The organism is bacterium (assembly GCA_040755755.1).
GTDB lineage: Bacteria > SZUA-182 > SZUA-182 > DTGQ01 > DTGQ01 > DTGQ01.
Genome location: JBFLZW010000024.1, coordinates 1 through 19,909, shown reverse-complemented (window position 1 = coordinate 19,909; position 19,909 = coordinate 1). Strand labels below are relative to the sequence as shown.

The 19,909-nt window shown below is 48.6% G+C and carries 17 protein-coding genes and 3 tRNA genes; 13 read left to right on the top strand and 7 right to left on the bottom strand.

What is annotated here, in order from left to right:
- Positions 1–68 precede the first annotated feature (68 nt).
- Both AB1611_08900 and AB1611_08895 read left to right on the top strand, forming a co-directional pair.
- A tRNA-Gly gene (locus tag AB1611_08900) sits at positions 69–140 on the top strand.
- Between the two features lie 16 nt (positions 141–156).
- Positions 157–228, top strand: a tRNA-Cys gene (locus tag AB1611_08895).
- Positions 229–232: 4 nt separating this feature from the next.
- On the opposite strand, the gene AB1611_08890 is transcribed toward AB1611_08895, so the two are convergent.
- The gene (locus AB1611_08890; protein MEW6379712.1) at positions 233–760 is read right to left on the bottom strand and encodes a glycosyltransferase family 9 protein; all 528 of its coding nucleotides are present in this window, start codon (positions 758–760) and stop codon (positions 233–235) included.
- A 273-nt stretch (positions 761–1,033) separates the two neighbouring features.
- Between AB1611_08890 and AB1611_08885 the strand changes: the two genes are divergently transcribed.
- The 3 genes from AB1611_08885 to AB1611_08875 all read left to right on the top strand — a co-directional run bounded on the left by AB1611_08885 (position 1,034) and on the right by AB1611_08875 (position 3,639).
- Positions 1,034–1,122: transfer RNA gene (locus tag AB1611_08885), tRNA-Leu, on the top strand.
- A 270-nt stretch (positions 1,123–1,392) separates the two neighbouring features.
- Positions 1,393–1,956 carry a TIGR04211 family SH3 domain-containing protein gene (locus tag AB1611_08880; protein MEW6379711.1) on the top strand — a complete coding sequence of 188 codons (564 nt, stop codon included), beginning with the start codon at positions 1,393–1,395 and terminating at the stop codon, positions 1,954–1,956.
- Between the two features lie 48 nt (positions 1,957–2,004).
- Positions 2,005–3,639 (top strand): putative manganese-dependent inorganic diphosphatase, encoded by a 1,635-nt coding sequence (locus tag AB1611_08875; GenBank protein ID MEW6379710.1) that lies wholly within the window; start codon positions 2,005–2,007, stop codon positions 3,637–3,639.
- 52 nt (positions 3,640–3,691) lie between these two features.
- Here the strand turns inward: AB1611_08875 and AB1611_08870 are convergent, their stop codons facing one another.
- Positions 3,692–4,294 carry an acyloxyacyl hydrolase gene (locus AB1611_08870; GenBank protein ID MEW6379709.1) on the bottom strand — a complete coding sequence of 201 codons (603 nt, stop codon included), beginning with the start codon at positions 4,292–4,294 and terminating at the stop codon, positions 3,692–3,694.
- Between the two features lie 187 nt (positions 4,295–4,481).
- Here AB1611_08870 and AB1611_08865 point away from each other — a divergent pair, with 187 nt between their 5' ends.
- The 5 genes from AB1611_08865 to AB1611_08845 all read left to right on the top strand — a co-directional run bounded on the left by AB1611_08865 (position 4,482) and on the right by AB1611_08845 (position 12,068).
- Positions 4,482–7,334 (top strand): M1 family aminopeptidase, encoded by a 2,853-nt coding sequence (locus AB1611_08865; protein MEW6379708.1) that lies wholly within the window; start codon positions 4,482–4,484, stop codon positions 7,332–7,334.
- Between the two features lie 21 nt (positions 7,335–7,355).
- Positions 7,356–8,486, top strand: a complete 1,131-nt coding sequence (locus tag AB1611_08860) for a carboxypeptidase M32 (GenBank protein ID MEW6379707.1) — start codon at positions 7,356–7,358, stop codon at positions 8,484–8,486.
- A 40-nt stretch (positions 8,487–8,526) separates the two neighbouring features.
- A complete protein-coding gene (locus AB1611_08855; protein ID MEW6379706.1) occupies positions 8,527–9,165 on the top strand; it encodes an LPP20 family lipoprotein in 639 nt (212 codons plus the stop codon).
- Between the two features lie 213 nt (positions 9,166–9,378).
- Positions 9,379–11,532, top strand: coding sequence for a FlgO family outer membrane protein (locus AB1611_08850; protein ID MEW6379705.1), 2,154 nt, complete (start codon positions 9,379–9,381; stop codon positions 11,530–11,532).
- Positions 11,533–11,627: 95 nt separating this feature from the next.
- Complete coding sequence (locus AB1611_08845; protein ID MEW6379704.1) at positions 11,628–12,068, top strand: hypothetical protein; 441 nt, start codon at positions 11,628–11,630, stop codon at positions 12,066–12,068.
- A 76-nt stretch (positions 12,069–12,144) separates the two neighbouring features.
- Here the strand turns inward: AB1611_08845 and AB1611_08840 are convergent, their stop codons facing one another.
- From AB1611_08840 to AB1611_08820, 5 genes are all read right to left on the bottom strand, one after another.
- Positions 12,145–13,848, bottom strand: a complete 1,704-nt coding sequence (locus AB1611_08840; GenBank protein ID MEW6379703.1) for a caspase family protein — start codon at positions 13,846–13,848, stop codon at positions 12,145–12,147.
- Positions 13,849–13,964: 116 nt separating this feature from the next.
- Positions 13,965–14,597 (bottom strand): hypothetical protein, encoded by a 633-nt coding sequence (locus AB1611_08835; GenBank protein ID MEW6379702.1) that lies wholly within the window; start codon positions 14,595–14,597, stop codon positions 13,965–13,967.
- 116 nt (positions 14,598–14,713) lie between these two features.
- On the bottom strand, positions 14,714–15,787 hold the full coding sequence (locus AB1611_08830) for a beta-ketoacyl synthase N-terminal-like domain-containing protein (GenBank protein ID MEW6379701.1): 1,074 nt from the start codon (positions 15,785–15,787) through the stop codon (positions 14,714–14,716).
- Entirely contained in the window at positions 15,784–16,998 is a 1,215-nt protein-coding gene (locus AB1611_08825; protein MEW6379700.1) for a beta-ketoacyl-[acyl-carrier-protein] synthase family protein, read from the bottom strand. The genes AB1611_08830 and AB1611_08825 overlap by 4 nt, the downstream gene beginning before the upstream one ends.
- Before the next feature lie 7 nt (positions 16,999–17,005).
- Positions 17,006–17,311, bottom strand: coding sequence for a phosphopantetheine-binding protein (locus AB1611_08820; protein ID MEW6379699.1), 306 nt, complete (start codon positions 17,309–17,311; stop codon positions 17,006–17,008).
- 419 nt (positions 17,312–17,730) lie between these two features.
- Between AB1611_08820 and AB1611_08815 the strand changes: the two genes are divergently transcribed.
- The 3 genes from AB1611_08815 (at position 17,731) to AB1611_08805 (ending at position 19,800) form a co-directional block, all read left to right on the top strand.
- Complete coding sequence (locus AB1611_08815) at positions 17,731–17,973, top strand: hypothetical protein (GenBank protein ID MEW6379698.1); 243 nt, start codon at positions 17,731–17,733, stop codon at positions 17,971–17,973.
- 256 nt (positions 17,974–18,229) lie between these two features.
- Positions 18,230–18,484, top strand: a complete 255-nt coding sequence (locus tag AB1611_08810) for a hypothetical protein (protein MEW6379697.1) — start codon at positions 18,230–18,232, stop codon at positions 18,482–18,484.
- 533 nt (positions 18,485–19,017) lie between these two features.
- Positions 19,018–19,800 (top strand): hypothetical protein, encoded by a 783-nt coding sequence (locus tag AB1611_08805; protein MEW6379696.1) that lies wholly within the window; start codon positions 19,018–19,020, stop codon positions 19,798–19,800.
- Positions 19,801–19,909: the final 109 nt, after the last annotated feature.

Sequence of the window (19,909 nt, the reverse complement as noted above, 5' to 3'; positions counted from 1 at the left end):
TTATTGGCAAATTTACATTGACAAGCAGGCTCAAATTTGCTATAAATTAACTCATACACAAATAAAAAGCGGGAATAGCTCAGCGGTAGAGCATCGCCTTGCCAAGGCGGTGGTCGCGGGTTCAAATCCCGTTTCCCGCTCTTTTTTTTTCGACATGGCGGCATAGCCAAGTGGTAAGGCAGAGGTCTGCAAAACCTTTATCCCCCGGTTCAAATCCGGGTGCCGCCTTTACTTATTGCTCCGTAATATAAACAGATATCTTTTCTATCTTACCGATAACTTCTCTTATTGAAATAGCGGTAAAGCATTGCCTGCTCCGGCAGGTACGCCGGTATTCAAGAGAACAGGGAGAGCAGGCAACCCCTTTCCAGATGATTTCGTTCCGTGTCCCGGAAGGTGCTGCCCAGGCGGCAGGCTTTGTCGGTCCGAAAAGTATGATACACGGCACGCCCAGGGAAGCAGCCAATCTGCTCGTCCCGCCGTCCGGTCCGATGAACAGGTTGCAGGACCTTAACATCTCCCCTAATTTATCTAACTCCAGGAGGCTGATCGTACGGGGTTTTTCTCCCTTCATTCGGTCCGTAATCTCTTTTACATAATCCTGATCAGTGAAACCGGCAATGATCCATGTTTCAAAACTATAATCCTCCTGGCACTTCCAGAATAAATCCGCTACCCGAGATGCAGGCCAAAAATTTTCTCCCTGCCCAATTCTTGGATTAAGGATGAGTTTTGGTTTACCATTGCTGCAATTTTCCATGATGTTCCCTGCGCCGATAAAGGCCGTATCTGCCGGCCCTGAGGGCCAAAATATATCTAAGGTGGAATCATATACAGTGTAATTATAATAATAGTAAATTCTTGACCGTACGTCCAGCTTAAAATGACTACCTTTTCAAAAATCAATAAGTTCTTTATGGGGCAGACTCTTCTTTTAGAGAGAGGGAAGTCGTGAAGAGCAGTCAACAAATACATTGACATATTTGCCAAATAGTGTTAAATTTTGTTCTCTTTGAGAGAACATGCGCTTGGAGCCGGGGTGGCGGAATTGGTAGACGCAAGGGACTTAAAATCCCTCGGAGGCTTGCCCCCGTGCCGGTTCGAGTCCGGCCCTCGGCACCATTTTTGTAGTTCCTCATGCACGATGAAATACCGAGAAAGGCTGCGCCTTCAAGCGGCCAACAAGGTGATTCCCGCAAAACCTGCTCGTAAAAATCAAGCCATTCTTCAGAATCAGAACATGCACTATATCCCGGTAAGTATGAGAATGCCTTTAATCCGGTCCTGACTATGGGAAAGATCGTATCATTATCTCCTTGACGAAACAGGATATTTTTGCCATGATACAGAGTCTGCAAAGCTTGCTTAAGTTCTCATAAGGAGGTATGAGGAATGCCGAAAAGTCACTTTCTGTCATTTGTCTTTATTCTGGCCCTGGTGATTGGTTTCCTGGCCGGGGGGAACGGAATGGCCAAGACCATGTACGTTACGGAGACAACATGGGTGAAAGTCAATAACGGGCCAGGCAGTGAATATAAAGTCATTGCCAGAGTCAGGACCGGAGATCCCGTGACCGTCCTGGGTCAGGAGGGAACATGGTACCATATCCGGACCGCGGCTGATGAAGAGGGCTGGATCATGAGCTCTCTGCTGAACGAAGGGAGGCCCCTCACGGAGCAGGTTACTGCCCTGGCCAGCAAGACGAAAGAGCAGTCCCTGGTGATTGCTCAATTGAGCGAGGAAAACAAGTCATTAAAGAAATATGCCCAGCTTTTCGAGAATAGCGCGCAGGAGCTCAGGCGCCTCAAGCAGGAAAATCTCCGTCTGAAAGACCGCCAGGATCTTCTCTGGATAGGGGTTGGGGCAGGTATTTTATCCGTTGGCTGGATTATCGGCCTGATTACCGGAAGCTTCTATCGGAAGGGGAGAGCCAAGTACCGCTATTCGTTTGATTGATCACCATGTGATTGATCACTATGTAGGTTAGGGAGACAAACGACAGGTATGTCAACTATAATTATTGGTCATAAAAATCCGGATACGGATTCCATCTGTTCCTGTCTGGCGTATGCCTGTTTCAAGCGGCAGGTACAGGGAGAGGAAGGACTTGTTCCGGCCAGGTGCGGGAATATCAATCCGCAAACTCAATTTGTTCTCGATAAGTTTAATATCGATCCTCCCGCCTATATTGGCGATCTCTACATCAGGGCCAAGGACCTTATGACCAGGGATGTGGTTTGCCTTTCGCCGGGAGAGCCGCTGCGGAAGGCGGTTGAAATTTTCAAGGAACGTGATCTTCACTTTATCCCCGTTTCGGCTGACAGCCGGAAGGTTCAGGGGATTTTGACTTTTTCCCGTATAGCCCGGCATATTCTCCAGCAGGAAAATTTCCCCAATTCCCTGCCCGTGTCTGTAAATTCTCTGCTCAAAGGAATCAAGGCCAAGCTGCTGGCAGGGGAGAGTTCGCAGGAAACCATTGCCGCCCGGATACTGGTCGGAGCGATGGAAGAGGAGGCCTTTAGCCGCTACATCCTTCAATCCGCGGAAACCGCTTTGCCGATCGTAATCGTCGGCGACCGCTCCAACATCCAGAAGCTGGCCGTTGAGCTGGGAGTATACGCCCTGGTTGTTTGCGGAGGAGCGGCGGTCAGAGAGGACATTCTTGCCCTGGCCAGAGAGAAAGGTGTTTATGTTCTCCTCTCTCCCTCTGATACGGCTTCTACCGCCCTGCTGGCCAGGCTGGCCACGCCGGTGGGCAAAGTGGCCGATCCTCTGGGAGGGTCACTCAAGCCGGAAGACAGGTTCTATGAAATCAGGGAACGGATCGTTCAGACGGAAGAGCGGGGTCTGGTTGTCCTGGACGATGAGAGGAACCTCCAGGGTATTATCACCCGGACCGATCTGCTCAAGGGCTGCCGGAAAAAAGTGATACTTGTGGATCACAATGAGAAAAGCCAGGCTATCGACGGTATCGAAGAGGCTGATCTGGTCGAAATTGTCGATCACCATCGGTTAGGAGATCTGCATACCATCCGCCCGATCCGCTTCATCAACGAGCCCCTGGGGAGCACCTGTACCATTATTGCCCAGTTTTTCCACTCCCTGCAGAAGAAACCAGCCCCTGAGATGGCAGGTTTGCTGCTGTCCGGCATTCTCTCCGATACCATGCTCTTCAAATCTCCGACCACCACCCCGCATGATCAGGAAATGGCTTCCTGGCTGGGGGAAATCGCCGGTCTGGATACTCTGCGGTTTGGAAACGATCTCTTTGCCGCCGGATCGTCGGTCAGCGCGCTTTCGGTTCAGGAAATCATCAATAATGATTTCAAAGTATACGACTCGGAGCTTGGCAAATTCGGGATCGGGCAGGTGGAAATCGTCGGTCGCTCCCTGCTGAACGACCTCAAGGAGGACCTGCTGAAGCAGCTCCAGGCCCTGACCGCTAATCATGAGTATCTGTTTTCGATGCTGATGATCAGCGATGTGGTCAAAGGCGGAAGTTATCTCCTGTATGCGGGGAAAGAGTATCTGGCCGAGCGCCTCGGCTATGACAAGGTTGAGCCGAACCTGCTGTACGCCAAAGGCATGCTCTCCAGAAAGAAACAGCTTGTTCCCCATGTCCTGGAGATTTTAAAATAGGCCGCTTGCCCCCATCTTTTACCCCCGGCAGTCAGACCGCAGGTACATGCTCCTAATGAAAAAAATATCCCAATACGAGAACAACGGCATTAACACCCCGATTATCTTTATACAAATCGCCGTTCGAGATATGGTGAAGACGAAGGGTCGTGAAAAAGGGTGATCCTGATCCGGTCAAAAATTCAGTGCCAAAGCCCGCCTGCGGGTTAAAGTTAATGCGCAAACCCTGCCCCTTGACTCGAAAATCGGTATAGATAATCCCGATCCCTGCCTCTCCATAAGGCCGCAAGCGCTGAGTGGCAAACTTATCCAGGTAATACAAGGCCATTATGCCGCAGGAAGCTACGGCACGGGTCCGGGGGCTGGTGGTTGCTCCAAGGCTGCCCTCTACCTTAAAGCGCAACGGAGCAGGCGCCGGGTGATGCCAGATTCGGTCATAATCGTATAAGGCAAAGCCGGAAATCAGGGAAAATCTGATATCGTTCTCCGGGTTGTAGGTATTCCCAAGGATCAAAGCAAATCCATACCGGGAGGGAACAAAATCCCGGCTGTTCCGCCCGGCATGGGTTTCTCCTGGGCCTGAGATGATAATTGAAAGCAGGATACTGCATCCCAGGAATCTGATAATGAAGGTTTTACAGGTACCTGGAGTCATGATATTCTCCTCCGATTGTTTATCCCTCTTTATCGGCAAAAAATTCCTTCCTGAAACTTTCTTTTGCAATACCAGAGAAAATAAGGTATTGTTATCCACGGTACAGCTTCCCTTGTGGAATCGAGTTATACATTATTTGGAACCCAAGTCAAGATAATAATTTCACCGAAGCGAGTTGCAGACGGCAATGAAACAAAAAGCAGGCTACGTTCTCTTGATTACTGCCCTTCTGCTGATATTCTTCAGCGGATTGCCGGAACCGGAGTTTGCCCAATATCCCCCACCGGACAATCTTCCCCGCTACGAGATCGATGTTCAGTTGAACACCCAGACCTATTTTCTTGCCGGAAAAGTAACGGTTACCTGTTACAATACTTCAGACCTTCCCTTATCCGAGATGCTTTTCCAACTGGTTCCCAATACCCTGGCCCGAAAAGACCCGAAAGTGGATGGAAGTACGTACGATACTATCTATCCCGAAGGATTCAATCCCGGATGGATGGAAATTCTCGGAGTCCGGGACGAGCAGGGTAATCCGATGCAGTATGACTACCGGGCAGATCACGATCTGCCGCTCGGATGTGCTCAGGAAAAGACCCTGCTGCATGTCTCCCTGCCCAGATCGCTGGCCCCCGGAGAAAAGTATACGCTCGAGATTGACTTTCACGGCAGGGTCCCTGAAAGGTTCGGTGAAGGTCATTACCGGCAGACGCTTTATTTACAGGGGTTTTGGTATCCCTTTCTCCTATCCAGAAGGGACGGGAAGTGGATTACCGGCATCGAAGAAGCACCTGCGGCTTATTTCCATCTTTCCCTTACTCTTCCTTCGCAGGAAGTTCCTGTTTCCTCGGCAGTCTGGGAAAAGATCGAAAGCCATCCTGACGGGACCACCACCTATTCGGGAAACTGCGGCCCCACCCCCCTGCTGGCCCTGGCATCCAGCCGTCATTATCGCACTGCGGAAAAAGAATCCGAAGGAGTAAAGATAAGGGCTTACTATTTGCCCCAGGATGCAAAGACCATGCAATCCTGCCTTCAGTATGCAGCCGAAGCCATACGGTATATCCATCAGGATGTTCAACTGCCCCTGACCTTCGATCATCTATCGCTTGTCGATCTCTACATGGGAGCTCCGGCAGCCTACACTTCAGGCAACAGCATTTTTATTCCCCGGGAATTACACAAGTTACCCGGCCTGCTGAACCGGATCATGGAGGCTGTCGTGGTCCATGAAGTGAGTCATCTGTGGTTTGGCGTCGGCCTGACCTACAATTTCGACAAGCATAACTGGATCGGCGAAGGATTGGCCAACTATACCAGTATCCGGTATTTCGAGAAGAAATACGGGAAGGGGAAAAACCTGCTCTCCTGGCCCCGGTGGATGCCGAATATGGACTACAGCGAATATTTTGTCGAACTGCCGTACCGGGAAGAGGCTGTCAGAGGGTACGATCGTCCCATTACCGAATCTGCCAAAGCGACCGATGACCTTGCCTCCCTCAGTGCCATGCACTATGACAAAGGAGCCATGATCCACCGCATGCTCCATTACCTGATGGGTGATGAAGATTATAGGGCTTTTTTGCAGGCCCTCGTCCAGAGATATTTTGCCAGAATAGTGACCACCCGGGAGTTGCTGTCTCTCTGTCAGGAGGTGGCCAAAAAGGACCTCACCTGGTTTTTTGACCAATGGATCTACGACACGAAAAAACTGGATTATGCCATTGATCATATTTCCACCCGCCAGGGCCGGACCGGCGAGATCATATCCACGGTGCATATCCGGCGTCTCCAGGAAGCTGTCATGCCGGGAGAATTACAGGTTGTCTTTCAGGATGGCAGGAAGGAAACCGTGCAGTTTGATGGCAGGCAGGAGGAAGAAAGCATTACCCTCACAACCGAGGGGAAAATTGCCGAGGCCAGCCTCGATCCACGGCATATCCTGCCGGATATCGATCGCTCGAATAACCATTACCGGCTTCCCGTCAGGTTCAGTCCAATCTTCGATTTTCCCGATTCCGACAGTTATCTGATTACCGCGATTCCTTTATCGACTTCCAATCCGACCGATAAACAAATTATCGGATTGACCCTGACCGCAGGATATCTCACTGACTGGCAGTTGCTGATCAGCGGCTTTTACAAGCAGGAACCCCGCAAATTAGGCTTCCAGGCGCTTTTTACCAGGGACCGGCTGTTCCTGCCGAATCTGGCGGCCAGGGCCGCGGCTTTCGATGTGCAGGGCGTCCGGGGGGGATCTGCCGGATTCGGCTTAACCCTGTACGAGTCCCATCAGCAGGTCCGCATGCCTGCAAACTATTTCGACTTGCTGTACAATTTTCAGGAAGCCTACTATCTTTCCGAGGATGAAGATAAAGACCTTGAAGAAAAAGAGAACCTTGAAAAAAAATCGATCCGCTGGAGGGGATCGGCAGGAAGCATAAGCTTACACTACATCCGGGACGCCCGGCAAACTCCCCTGTCGGGGCTGCATCTGGAGGGGGGAGCCGAGATATGCTCAGAGGAGTTGGGTGGAGATTACGATTTTGAGCAATATCAGATCGATGGGCAATACTTCATCCATGTTCACCACCTGTCGAGCTTGATGCTCCGGTCATTTGTGGGGGACATTCAGGGTGAAGCGCCTCTGAAGAAGAGATTTTCACTGGCCGGGCCTGCGATGCTCCGTGGATATAATTACGATCTCGATTATTTGGGATCGAGTATCGCTGTCTGGAATGCGGAATTGAAATGGCCGATTCACAAGCGCTTTCGGAAGGATATCTCGATCAAAAAGTATTTCTGGTTCGAGGGCGTCGATGCTGCCTGCTATTATGACGGAGGGAAAGTCTGGGATAATGGTCAAAGGTTCCGCGATGCCCACTACCGGCATGACATAGGGACAGCCCTGATCGTAAAAACCTCGCTGGCGAATTTAATCCCCCTGGACCTGCGGGTTGATGTGGCTTTTCCTCTCGACCATGACCCGGAAAGAGAAGAGCCCGTTGTCACCTGGCTCCAGATCGGCGGTTTCTTCTAACCCGGGTTCAATTCCTTGTCAATGCTCCTCATTCCTGTTGGTTGTCCTTACCCGTCAGAGGAAGCCGAGTGCCTGGGATATACCGAGAACATCTATGATCCGTTATTGGACCTGTATGAACCTGAAATGAAAACCGCGGACGTGGCTGGTATTTTTGAAGCTCTCAAAACAGAACTGGTTCCGCTGATAAAGCAGATTTCTCGACAGCAGGATGCGGTTCAAGGTATTCTATTTCAAGGAGCTTTCGATGTCGATGCTCAATGGAAATTTGGAACAGCGGTGCTCAAGAGGATTGGCTATGACTTTAACCGGGGACGGCAGGATATTTCCGCCCATCCTTTTTCAGTGGCATTCTCACCCCAAGATGTCAGAATTACGACATGGCTGGACCAAAATTCATTTACTTCAGCCTTCCTTAGCTCTGTCCATGAATGTGGTCACGCATTGTACGAACAGGGGATTGCGGAGGCGCTCGCTCGAACGCCATTATCGAAAGGAGCCTCGACGGCAGTTCATGAATCCCAATCGCGCCTCTGGGAAAATGTGATTGGCAGAAGCCGGGCATTCTGGACGTATTTTCTTCCGATTTTAAAGTCCTTTTATCCCGATCAACTGGTAGAGGCAACTATAGAACAGGCTTACCAGGCTGTCAATGTCGTACGCCTAGGCTATATCAGAACCGAAGCTGATGAAGTCACCTACAACCTTCATGTTTTTCTCCGTTTCGACCTGGAAGTTGAAGTCAAAGACTTACCTGAGCTATGGAATGAGAAAATGAAAGCCTATTTAGGGCTCACACCACCCAACGATGCATTGGGTGTGCTCCAGGATGTTCATTGGTCAGCGGCGTTTTTCGGGTATTTTCCGACCTATGTGCTGGGAAATGTATTAGCTCTGCAATTCTATGACCGTTTGATAAAAGACATTCCGACTCTTCCGGAATATATCATGCATGGCGATTTTTCGCCTCTCCTGGAATGGTTGCGAAAGCATATTCATATTCACGGAGCAAAGTTCACTTCTCGGGAATTGGTACAGAGAGTAACTGGCGAAAAAATCAACGCCGCGCCATATGCCATATATTTCTTATCTCCGTACGAAGTACCGGGATCTGTATCAAATATAAGCTGTAATAACTGCAAAAATGACTAACTGGTAACGCTCCAAGAGAGCAGAAAAGGAGGCTGAAAAAGTGTTTGATCGGCAACAGATGCACAAAACAATCCTTATGAGCCTTGTATGCCTGGTTGTTTTCAGCGGATGCGCAGGGAAAAAAGTAGAGACGGGAGAACCTGTCGCCAAACCGGCAGAAACTACTATTGGATTTAAAAAGGTGGAATCCCCTCCATGGGTAACCAAAGGCAGTGGTGCCTTTCAGGATGGAGGCAAGAAAGTTTTTTATGGTGTTGGTTCGGCATCGGGCATAAAAAATTATTCTCTCCTTCGCTCCACAGCGGATAACCGTGCCAGGAACGAAGTGGCCAAGACATTTGAGACCTACGTAGCTTCACTGATGAAGGATTATGCAGCCTCCACCACAGCGGGTGATTTTTCCGAAACAAGTGAGGAGCAGCATGTTGAACAGGCAATCAAGACTGTTTCCTCGATGACCCTGTCCGGTGTGCAAATAATTGATCATTGGGAGTCGCCCGAAAACCAGGGCCTGATCTTCTCGTTAGCAATGCTCGACCTGAACGAGTTCGAACAAAACCTTGACAAGGCGAAGGAATTGAACTCCAAGGTCAAAGATTATGTCAGGGAGAATGCCGGGAAATTACATGACGAGCTGTCAAAAGAGGTGGAGAAGCGGGAAGAGAAAGCCGGGCAATAAAACTGTTCTTGCTGATGCCACTTTAGAAAGAATGGCACTTACATAAGCCAAGCTTATAATATAGAGAGGACACAAAGCGCACAGGGGAAAACGATCTCCCGCAGAGCGTCTCTGCGGGAAAATTACGAATTCTTATGTAAGTGCCATTCACTTCAGATATGAATATCCGCCTCTCCCCGTAAAGGGGAGAGGCGGATAAAGAGAGCAGGCAGAATGAAAAATACCCCAATATTCCTTGTCTTCTTATTCCTTGTAACCAGCTTTTTCCTGCCCTGTCTTACCGGCTGCGCTCATCGCCAGTTACCGGATACAGCCGGAAAGCAGGTCACAAACACACCTGCATCTGCATCAACGCCTAAATCTCCACCTCCATCTTCAGCCGCAATCCGCAGGGTAAAAGAAACCGCCCCATCCTGGGTTGTATCCCGGAAAGATATCAGATACCCATATGCCTTTTACCTCACTGGTGTCGGCGTATCAGATAAGGATAGCACATCCGCAGATGAAGATGCGCGCATGGACCTCCTCAAGCAGATAGAGATGGAGATTTCAGGCGAAGAAACCTCTTTCCAGGGGGAAACCTCTCTCCAGCAGGAAGCGAAAGGAATCCACGGTCAGCACCACTCCACCTCCCTGGAGTCGCGGGTCGAATCGAAGATAAAGGTTAAGATAGACACTAAGATAGCCGGGCTGACCATCAGTGAAAGGTGGTATAGTGAACAGGAGAGGCGGTATTATTCTCTGGCTACCCTGGAGAGGGATACGGCGGCAGGAGCGTTGGAAGGCGAGATTATCAGCAGTCTTGAGACTATCCATAATCTCTATTCGTCGGGCCTGGGGCAGGAAAATAACAGGGAACTGGTCAAGGCCCTCGATAGCTACCGGCAGGCAAATGCGATGGCGGACAGCTTTCATGTGCTGCTCAAGCAGCGTTCGATAATCCGGAAAGATAAGTCAGACCTCAAGAGCCAGGAGCTTGAGGCAAGGATACAGGATGGGGAAAAGTCATTGGCCGATAGCAAAAGGAGGCTGGATAACATTATCTCGAATATCCGGATTTTCCCGGTCGATGGAAATAACCAGAAAGGGTTTGCAGGCAGTCCTCTGGCCAGGGATCTGGCAGTCAAAGTGCTTTTTGAAGGTCAGGAGGGCGACCGGAAGAACCAATACCCCATAGCCGGAATGCCGGTGAAATTCGCCTTTGATTCTTCCACCGGAGAGCTGGATGCCGGGGTGATCACCGATGCCAATGGCATAGCCAGATCAAAGGTATACCGGGTCGATCAATCGAAGAACCGGGTGAATACCATATCCGCAGTGGTTAACCTTGAAGACGGCGGGCAGGGGAGCGGGAAAAAGGCGACATTCACCTATGATCTTCTCATTGCGGATATGGCCAGAGAACCCGAAGCATATCCCTGGTCTGAGGGGATAGTCAAGCTGGTGGAAGAAGTCATAGCCAGAATATATACGAATGCCACTACTGCCGGAGCTGCTGCCAGCAGTAGCAGCAGCAAGGTGGCAGTCCTGGATTTTTCCGAGGCCAGGAGCGAAGAAAGGCTTATTCTCAGCAGGGTTCTGGAATCTGACCTGCGGACAACTCTGGCCAAAGTGGATGGTTTCGTCGTGATTGACGAAGAAGGCTCCCCTGACAAAGCCAGGGACAGGGACCTGCGGGAGAAAGCCAGGGCATTAAAAGCGGACTACTACCTTTCAGGGGTATACTGGCTTTATGACCAGGGCTTGCGAATCAATGCCAAACTGGTGGATACGGATGACGGGACCCTCGTCTCGACAGCCAGGATCATTATCGCCAGGGACTCCATCGATAGTGCCGATCTCAAATCTCTTGATTCGAAAAGCGGTCATAGTCAGAATCAGGATACCGCACCCGCTTATGACCTTACGCTTGATAAAGTGTATTTTTCAGAGGAAGAGGAGCGCAAGTTCAGCATTGATCTATGGACCGACCGCAGTGATTATAAGACAGGAGATTCTCTTACCTTGTATGTCAAATCGGACAGGGATTGCTATCTTTCGCTGCTGGATATCGGGACAAGCGGCAAACTGACGGTAATTTTCCCCAATCCACTGCAGAAGGATAATTTTATCAGGGGTGGCAGAACGTATTCCATCCCGTCACCCGAATTCGGGGGGGTCAACATAACCGTCTCAGGCCCGGCAGGCATCGAAAGGATTAAAGCCATAGCCTCTATCGAGCCGTTCGCCCTGGTAGATCCTGCGGCATTCTGTTCCCTTGAAAAAGAAAATACCCGAGGGCTGCGGGATTTGTCCATCGGCATGCAAAATCTCTCCTCCCTGACCTGGGTGCAGGATTTTACCGAGATCAGGATACATGAAAATTAGGGTGAATGGAGTACCTTGAATTTTTGATCTGGAAAAGATTACAATGACAGGAGAGGTTCTTATTAATACCGTATCAATCACTATGGTTAAGGAGGATGAAACGTGAAGCTGTTTCATTCCATCCTTATGTCCAGTTCGACTTTGGTCTCGGAGTTGGGGGTGGAATTGGCCCCATCATGGTTATCGCGGGGGATGCCAGTTTTGTAAACTTTCCTCTTAAGCTTGACGTACGATACGCGATCCCCCGGATCAGTGTTTCCCCGTATGTCCGCGCTGGATTGAGCTATCATGCAGCCAGCGGAGATTACGTCGATAGGTCGAAACCCGGAGTGTTCGCGGCTGTCGGAGTTGAATTTTTAAGAACCAAAAAAGTGGGCTTCGGGTTTGAATTATCTTTCTATCAGGCTGAAATAGAGTTTGAGAGAAAGGTTGAAACCAGTTATTATTATAATTACTACTACCATACTGATTATATTACCACAACTGAAAAAATAAAACCCTGCGAATTTACTGCAAGTATATTCGCTGTCTTTTAGAAATTCTGGACATCATTACTTGCCACAACAGAAAAGGCGGGATAAAAATCCCGCCTTTTTTCTTGAGCGAAGTACCTTAATCTTTGATGTTCGCGATTTTATTATCCTGGAATGTCACCACGATCTTATTGTGATTGTTTTCCCAAAAGATCCATACGTTATTGGATATATTAGGTGTTTTGTGTTTTGGTGGATACCCGTAAGCCATGAGCACTGCCTCCTTGCACATCCCTTCGGCAAGGGTGCCATGTTTAATGTTATCTTGCTCCTCCGGCGTAAATTGAGAAAATTTACCACCCTCGGCCATGACATTCTCTTCGGAGAAATAATGGCTAAAGAATTCCTCCATCGTCATCCTGCCATGTTTTGGTATATATACCAGGGTATAGACTGTACTGGCACCATCAACGGCAAACCGGATTTTGCCATTGCTCTGTTGCCTGATGGTTACTTTTGTTCCAACCGGCAGGCGAGCCCCTCGATGATAATTGGTGGAAGGAATCTGGTCCGGCTTCTCATACCAGATATTGACCCTGGTAAAATAGGTTTTCCCCGCTGCCGGCTCTATTGGTTTTTGCACCTGATAAATAGTTTCCTGCTGTACCGATGCGGTCTTCTGTTTCACCTGTCCGGGGGTGACTGGTACAGCTCCCTGCTTGAGCTGAATTTCCTTGAGCTGCTGCTCAATCCTGGCCTTCTCTTCGGCCACGCCTTTTTGCTCATTGATCAGGGCCTTTTGTTCGAGCAGGGCTTTTCGCAACTCCTCCAGTTGTTTCTTTTGCTGCTGGAGCTGCTCTGCTTCCTGCTGAACCTTTTCTTTTTCCGATTCAACCTCAAGATCCGAAGAGGGGGGCTGTTGAAGAGGGCTAAGCTTACCGGGATGGTTTTTGAGGGCCAGGTTTGCAAAAATGAATTCTCCGCCTTCATCATAGGCATCCTGTAATGGTTTGCAGATTGGAATCTGGTTGGCGTTTCTGGCCATGGGGACCTTCAGCCTTTCAAAAATCCCCATCGGGGTAAGATAGGGGTCCGGGTTTTCCTTCAGGGTCTTGATGAAGTAGTAGGCAAAAATGGAGTGGTTATCATAGCCGCTATCCGATACCGGCTCCATATTTCCTGATGATAACACCTGCCGTGACTTGAGCCCTCCATATTTTTTGATGTATCGATCATCGATGGTAGCCGGGGAGGGAGTTTCAGCCCGTAAAAAGAGCGAGCCGGAGAAGCAGGAATCGGATACTAAATAGATATGTTTGGATTTGGCTGCCTTGACAAGGTCATGGATAGTGGAGTTGGGAATGAAGGTGCTGATATCGGTTGCCTTGCCGTCACAGGGTACCCAGTACCCTACATTCAGGAGCTTGTCCAAATACCCGTGACCTGCATAATAGATGAAAAGGGAATCGTCCTCCTTCATTACTTCCACCATCTTTCTGAATTCCCGTAAAATATTCTGCCGGGTAGCCTCCCGGTCCTTCAGAAAGACAGTTTTTTTCTCAGAGAACCCGTAGTTTTTAATTAAAACCTCACGAACCGCGGTGGCATCAGCAAGAGCTGTCTGCAAAAGAGCCCAGTTTTCGTAGTTGTTTATCCCGATAATGAGCGCCCAGTACTCACCCTGCTTCGCAACCTGCTGCTGAGAGGATGAATTAACCCGGGGGGATATGGAAAGGTCCCGATCTCTGGCCTGAGCCGCTGAATAGAAGCAGCAGCATGTGGATACGAAACAAATCAGGACAGCATAGTATAGTGCGCTTACAGGTGACTCCGTTTTCCTCATCGCTCAGACACCTCTCTATTGTCCGGATTTCTCATGCTCATAACTGGCAAGGGGCAGGCACCCTGTCTGGTGCCTGCCCTTTGCGATCTGGCCGCGTATTTACTGTGCAGGGTACGTTAATCTTTGATGTTCGCGATTTTATTATCCTGGAATGTCACCACGGTGGTATCGAAGCGGTTTTTCCAAAAAGTCCATACATCGTTCGATATATCGGGTGTTTTGATTTTAGGCGGATACCCATAAGCCATGAGCACTGCCTCCTTGCTCATCCCTTCGGCCAGTGTACCGCTTTTAATATTGCTTTGCTCCTCCGGAGTAAATTTCGAAAATTCACCACCCTCAGCCATGACATTTCCTTCGGAGAAATAATGGCCGAAGAATTCCTCCGGCGTCATCTGGCCATGCTTTGCTATATACACCAGGGTGTAGACCGTATTGGTGCTATCATCGGCAAACAGGATTTTTTTATCGCTGCATTCCTTGATGGTTACTTTCGTACCAACCGGCAGCATTTCTCCTTGATGATAATTGGTAGAGGGAATCGGGTTCAGCTTTTCGTTCTTGTACTCGTACCAGATATTGACCTTGGTAAAATAGGGTTTCCCTTCGGGACTGGCGGATACAGCCTGGGAGCCTTCGGTAAGGTCCGCTTTCCCTGCCGAGGTGCCGGCACAACCGGAAAAAAATCCCAGGCAGCAAATACAAAAAACGATCAGGGCGTTGGATAGATACTTTGTTACCTTGTGCATTACAACCTCCTTGAGAAATATAAAGTTACAGGTTTTAGTATGGGACTGGTATACTCAAGCTGTCGTTTCTAAAGGTGCATGGTTAACGTTATCGCCGTAATTTCCTAACGCTATCGCTATCGCCGTAATTTAATAACAGCCTTTTTCTGTCCACAATGATATCTGATACAGTGAATACTGTGTATTTCAGCCGTCTCAGTCACGGTACAGATATTCACCCTGCCGGGATTGTCCTGAACCGGACAGGCATATCGGATCTGCTCTTTCAGCATCAGAGCGGCGGCAGCGCACTGGAAGCCGCTGCCGGTCAGCATGCTGCCAAACAGCGGTGAGTATCCGGCTGCAAAGGCACCGGGCACAACGGCATCACGGTAGCCAGTTTCGTCACCGGCCATGCCGTCCGCTTCGAGGATGCAGATGTCAGGTTTATCCTCCTCTTCATTTCGGTGACTGGAGAGAGCGACTTCGGACAATTCACCATATTTGCGGCCATCTTCCCGGCTGGTCATCAGGAAAAACACGCTCCCCTCTCCCGGCACAGCCTTTGGTGCGGCTGAAAAATGGAAGGGCTGGATTTGACCGTCATCAGCAATCCGGAGTTTTTGACTGCAAATATATTCCATAACCCTGCCGGATTCATCCGCGCTGCCGACAAGGACATAATCACACCGCTTTTCATCGAGCCAGGCCTGGGCCAGAAGAATGGCCTGATGAAACGGGAAAGCAAACTGGCTCACGGTTATGGTTGGCCCTCGAATGTCCAGCAGAGAGGCGATATACGATGCAGCCGTATTGTGGACCGAATGGGAAAACGCTGTCGGAGAAACATTCGCTTCACCGTAATCGAGGATGTCATCCAGAAAGCGGAAGGTTGTGGTATGCGGTCCGAAGGCCGAGGCGACAATAATACCCATGGTATGTTCCCCATCGAGTGCCATGCCGCTGTCCTGGACTGCATCCCAGGCAGCCAGAGCAGCCATCCTGCTGAATCTGTCCGCCCGGCGCATTTTCCCCAGAACCGCTTTGTCCATGAGCGACTCCTGGTTGAGCGGGTATACAGGAAAGGACTTATCCGGTAAGGATTGTAGGCTAATGAATTGCGGGGCCTTCCACCCTTGCTGCAAGGCATGAGCAAAGCTTTCAATTCCCCGTCCACGGGTACAAATGGTCCCTATCCCGGCAATATTCATGCTGTATCCCGGCATTTGCGAAACGAGGAGGAACGAACACTGCAACCGGCGGCAGAAAAAATGAGGGCTGTATTGTTTCCGCCAAAGGCCAGAGAGGTGGAAACCCCATACCCCTTCTCGATCGGTGTTTTCACGGCAACCGGGGCCAGCGGTATTTCCGTGTCCTGGTGAACAAAGCCAATGCTGGCCGGTATCCATCCTTCCCGCAGGGCTGCGACGGTAAAGGCAGCTTCCAGGCCACCGGCTGCGCCCAGAGTATGGCCGGTGTACCCTTTGGTGGAAAGAACTTTAACATCCGGGCCAAAAATCCTGGCCAGAACGGTTCCCTCGACCTTATCGTTATCCGGGGTGGCTGTACCATGAGCATTGACAAATGAGACATCATCGGGAGTAATATTGGCCGAAGCCATTGCCTGCCGCACAGCCGCTTCCAGCCCTTTTCCTTCCGGGTGAGGAGCTGTCAGGTGATAGGCATCGGCAGCTATTCCATATCCTGCAAGATACGCCAGGGGGGCTTTTCCTCTCTGTCGGCAGATGTCTTCCGCTTCGATAATAAGGACTCCTGCCCCTTCGCCAAGGTTCAAACCTGATCGGTTACGGTCAAAAGGAGCGCACAACGATTCGCTGACAATTCCCAGGGACCCGAAGCCGCACAGGGGGACATGGTTCAACTCGTCAGCGCCCCCGGCTATGGCCAGATCGCATATTCCCTGCTTCAGCCAGGATAGCGATATCCCAATGGCGTCAGCTCCGGATGAGCAGGCATTGACCACCGTAAGGGCCGGTCCCTCTGCTTTGAACGTATGGGCAGCGGCCTGCGCAAGATTCCCTCGGAGAAAGCGGTCAACCGCTCCCATCGGGGCCTGCCCGCTATTTCGGAACGAGCGGTAAAATTCGAGGTCATTCAGTTGGCTGGCGACCGTGGTTCCCAAACATACTCCCACCTTCAGAGAGGAAAGATCGTCCGGCAGTCCTGCATCGCCGAGTGCCTGGGCCACAGCGCACAGGGCAAGGCTTAACGTACGCATCCCTTCTTTATGCCATTGCGGGGGAATATCCCGTACTTCAAAGACCGGATAGGTGAGGAGCGTAGGAAACAGGGACACCGGACCCGCATTCCTTTTTCCCTGGGCGAAGGTATCCAGAGTTTCAGGAAGGTCTTTGCCAGCAGCAGAAATCACTCCTATTCCGCTTACTACCGCCTTTTTCATACCGAGGTCAAGATTGCTCTTTTGAGGTATTGCTTTTCCTGTTTTCGTAAATATATCGGGCTAACGTGTCAACCGAGTAAAATATTTTTTTCCCCTGATCGATATCCTTCATTTCCAATCCAAAGTTTCTTTGCAGCAGGACAACTATTTCAACGGCATCCAGAGAATCAAGGCCAAGCCCTTCCTCCCCGAACAGAATTTCATCATCCCGAATATCTTCCGCCTGAATATCTTGCAGGGCAAGATTATCAACCAGCAGGCCTTTGACTCGGGCCCGTATTTCCGCCAGAGTCTTTTCCTGATCTCCTTCCATCTATTCCTATCCCCGATCCACGAGTAAATTGTAATGGTGAGTTGTAATAGTAAATTGTTTCTTAACAGGTTACGTACCTCTTTGTGTTGTAGCATCATACAACCTCTCCTGATATTTTTCAAGAATAATTGTAACTGTTCAGATGTTCCCCATCTTATATTAGGAGCATCCACTATTCTCCTCCCCCTTGAGGGCAATGCTATACTGCGAACGGGTGAATATTGAACTTTTTGCTCAGGAGTCAGAAGTCAGGAGCCAGGAGCCAGAAGAAGGTAAAAGAACTCCTTATTTAAGATGGCCCATACCTTCTTCTGAATTCTGACTCCTGACTCCTGGCTCCTCTGGAAAAGTTCAGTTCTAAGCCGTTTATAGTATATTAAGTTAAGCGGATAAGTCTAAAGTATGGGATTGTCCATAGTGTGCTTGAGGAGATAAGGAAAGGTAAGTATGGAAAAAAAAAGAAAAAAAAAAGGCCAAAGATGCCACTGCCTCCCCAAATAGCGGGGGAGGAGCTATTCGGACTGCCCCCGAAAGAGTACAACTACCGCTGTTCGATGTGTGGAATGGAGCTGCTGGTTAATGAGGCTACCGTTGAGATTGGAATGGAGGTTGGATGCCCCGGGTGTAATAACTACATCATGAAGTGTGTTGAGCCAGACTAAAAAGTCCGCCGAAAGGCGCTAACTTGACAAGTCTATAATACAGGTCTATATTATCTCTGGTTACTAAAACAGCATACAAAAAAGAGAAACATAAATGGAAAAAAGTCATCAGATCATCATGGATGATGACCTCTGGAATGAACTCAAGGTATTAGCGGCCAAAGAGAGAAAAAGCATAAAGCAAAAATTGGCTGAAAATTATTGAAAATGAACTCAAGTCGAAATATTCAAAGAATAAACCAAAGGCGGCCACACGATGAGCACTATTCCACATGGAGTAGAATTATTCAATATCTTTGCTGAAACCTACGGTAAGGAAAAAGCTCAGGTTATCGTAAAAGATATCGAATCAATGATCGATTCTAAAAATCAGGAGGTGGCAACAAAAGCGGATATCAAGGAAATCGAGTTGAAAATTGAGCAGGTAAGATCAAGTGTGATTAAGCGGGTTGCCGGTCTTATGATTGCTTACACGGGAGTGATTGTTGCCATACGTACGCTATGGAAATAGTCATGGATGACTGGAAATGGACATGTTTTTCCAGCATGAGTGAAAATTATCTATCCCCTTTTCTTTTCCAAAAATATCTTAAATTTCTCCGCATCTAAAAGGATAATCTAAGGAGTGGTAGGATTACGAATATATCAAATAGTTTAGTGAATCGAGACATGTCCCTGATTAGTAAGATTCTCAAGCATCGGAATAGGGGTTGAATTAAATGCATACTGCTCAGAACGCTAATATAGTTAACAGTCTATGCATAGGCGATGGTTATCTGGCTAAAATAAAAGAGTTGGATGATTCCCTTACTAGGTATTTTTTAAAAAAGATTATTATAGATGAAGCTCTAACAAGAAAACTTGTTAGTTTTCAAGCTAAACATTCATGGCCAGTTACTTATTGGCCACCCCCAAAGATGGAAATGTTATTGAGTAAAGTATAATTTTTATCAAAAGTGGCATTTCCACGGTAACAAGATACGTACACATTATAGATGGTATAAATACAAGGAAGCATTCTCTGCTGATTTAGTTGAATATCTATTGAGCAAATATCACGTCAGTAAAGGCAAAATCCTTGATCCATTTGCTGGCTCAGGTACGGCACTATTTGCAGGTTCGATTTTAGGGTATGATGCAGATGGTATTGAACTTCTACCCGTAGGTCAAAAAATAATCGAAGCAAATATTATTGCCAGAAGCCATAACAAGCAAGAAATAGCAGCTAGGTTGAATCATTGGATTTCCGATACTGTTTGGAATAAGGATGGGAAAGCTAAAGATTTTGAGGTCCTTGGCATAACAAATGGGGCCTATCCAAAAGAAACTGAGTATAAGATCAAGAGATATCTTTATGAAATAGATAATGAAAATCCAAAAATCAAGGAACTACTACTACTCGCCCTTTTATGTGTTCTTGAATCAATCAGCTACACAAGAAAGGATGGGCAATATCTCAGATGGGATTACAGATCGGGCCGAAGAAATGGTAACAACGCATTTCATAAGGGCAAAATACTATCATTCGACGAAGCTATATTGAGCAAGCTTAATGAGTTTTTAAATGATATTACAAAACGTTATCGACAGATAGATTTATTTTCTTCCATGAACCAGGATATCAAACCTGGAGAAATCTATCTTTTAAAAGGTTCTTGTTTAAATTTGCTGCCTAACATAAAAAGCGAGACCTATACAGCAGTTATAACCTCTCCTCCATATTGTAACCGCTATGATTACACGCGAACTTATGCCTTGGAGCACGCCCTATTAGGCGTCAATGAGGAAGGATTAGTTGCATTACGCCAAGTGATTGTGATAATCTAAAATTCCCCCATTTTAGGGGTTTGTGACAACGCAAAATTCCCCCACCCCTGACTGAAGTTTCCGGTATTATATGGGCAGAAAAAAACTAAAGACCATGATACCGGAGGCA

Bases quoted from the DNA above. Each gene is read 5' to 3' on its own strand.
- AB1611_08875 (MEW6379710.1), top strand. From the start codon at position 2,005: ATGTCAACTATAATTATTGGTCATAAAAATCCGGATACGGATTCCATC.
- AB1611_08860 (MEW6379707.1), top strand. From the start codon at position 7,356: ATGCTCCTCATTCCTGTTGGTTGTCCTTACCCGTCAGAGGAAGCCGAG.
- AB1611_08870 (MEW6379709.1), bottom strand. From the start codon at position 4,294: ATGACTCCAGGTACCTGTAAAACCTTCATTATCAGATTCCTGGGATGC.
- AB1611_08845 (MEW6379704.1), top strand. From the start codon at position 11,628: ATGAAACGTGAAGCTGTTTCATTCCATCCTTATGTCCAGTTCGACTTT.
- AB1611_08835 (MEW6379702.1), bottom strand. From the start codon at position 14,597: ATGCACAAGGTAACAAAGTATCTATCCAACGCCCTGATCGTTTTTTGT.
- AB1611_08890 (MEW6379712.1), bottom strand. From the start codon at position 760: ATGGAAAATTGCAGCAATGGTAAACCAAAACTCATCCTTAATCCAAGA.
- AB1611_08850 (MEW6379705.1), top strand. From the start codon at position 9,379: ATGAAAAATACCCCAATATTCCTTGTCTTCTTATTCCTTGTAACCAGC.
- AB1611_08880 (MEW6379711.1), top strand. From the start codon at position 1,393: ATGCCGAAAAGTCACTTTCTGTCATTTGTCTTTATTCTGGCCCTGGTG.
- AB1611_08810 (MEW6379697.1), top strand. From the start codon at position 18,230: ATGAGCACTATTCCACATGGAGTAGAATTATTCAATATCTTTGCTGAA.
- AB1611_08840 (MEW6379703.1), bottom strand. From the start codon at position 13,848: ATGAGGAAAACGGAGTCACCTGTAAGCGCACTATACTATGCTGTCCTG.
- AB1611_08825 (MEW6379700.1), bottom strand. From the start codon at position 16,998: ATGAAAAAGGCGGTAGTAAGCGGAATAGGAGTGATTTCTGCTGCTGGC.
- AB1611_08865 (MEW6379708.1), top strand. From the start codon at position 4,482: ATGAAACAAAAAGCAGGCTACGTTCTCTTGATTACTGCCCTTCTGCTG.
- AB1611_08820 (MEW6379699.1), bottom strand. From the start codon at position 17,311: ATGGAAGGAGATCAGGAAAAGACTCTGGCGGAAATACGGGCCCGAGTC.
- AB1611_08830 (MEW6379701.1), bottom strand. From the start codon at position 15,787: ATGAATATTGCCGGGATAGGGACCATTTGTACCCGTGGACGGGGAATT.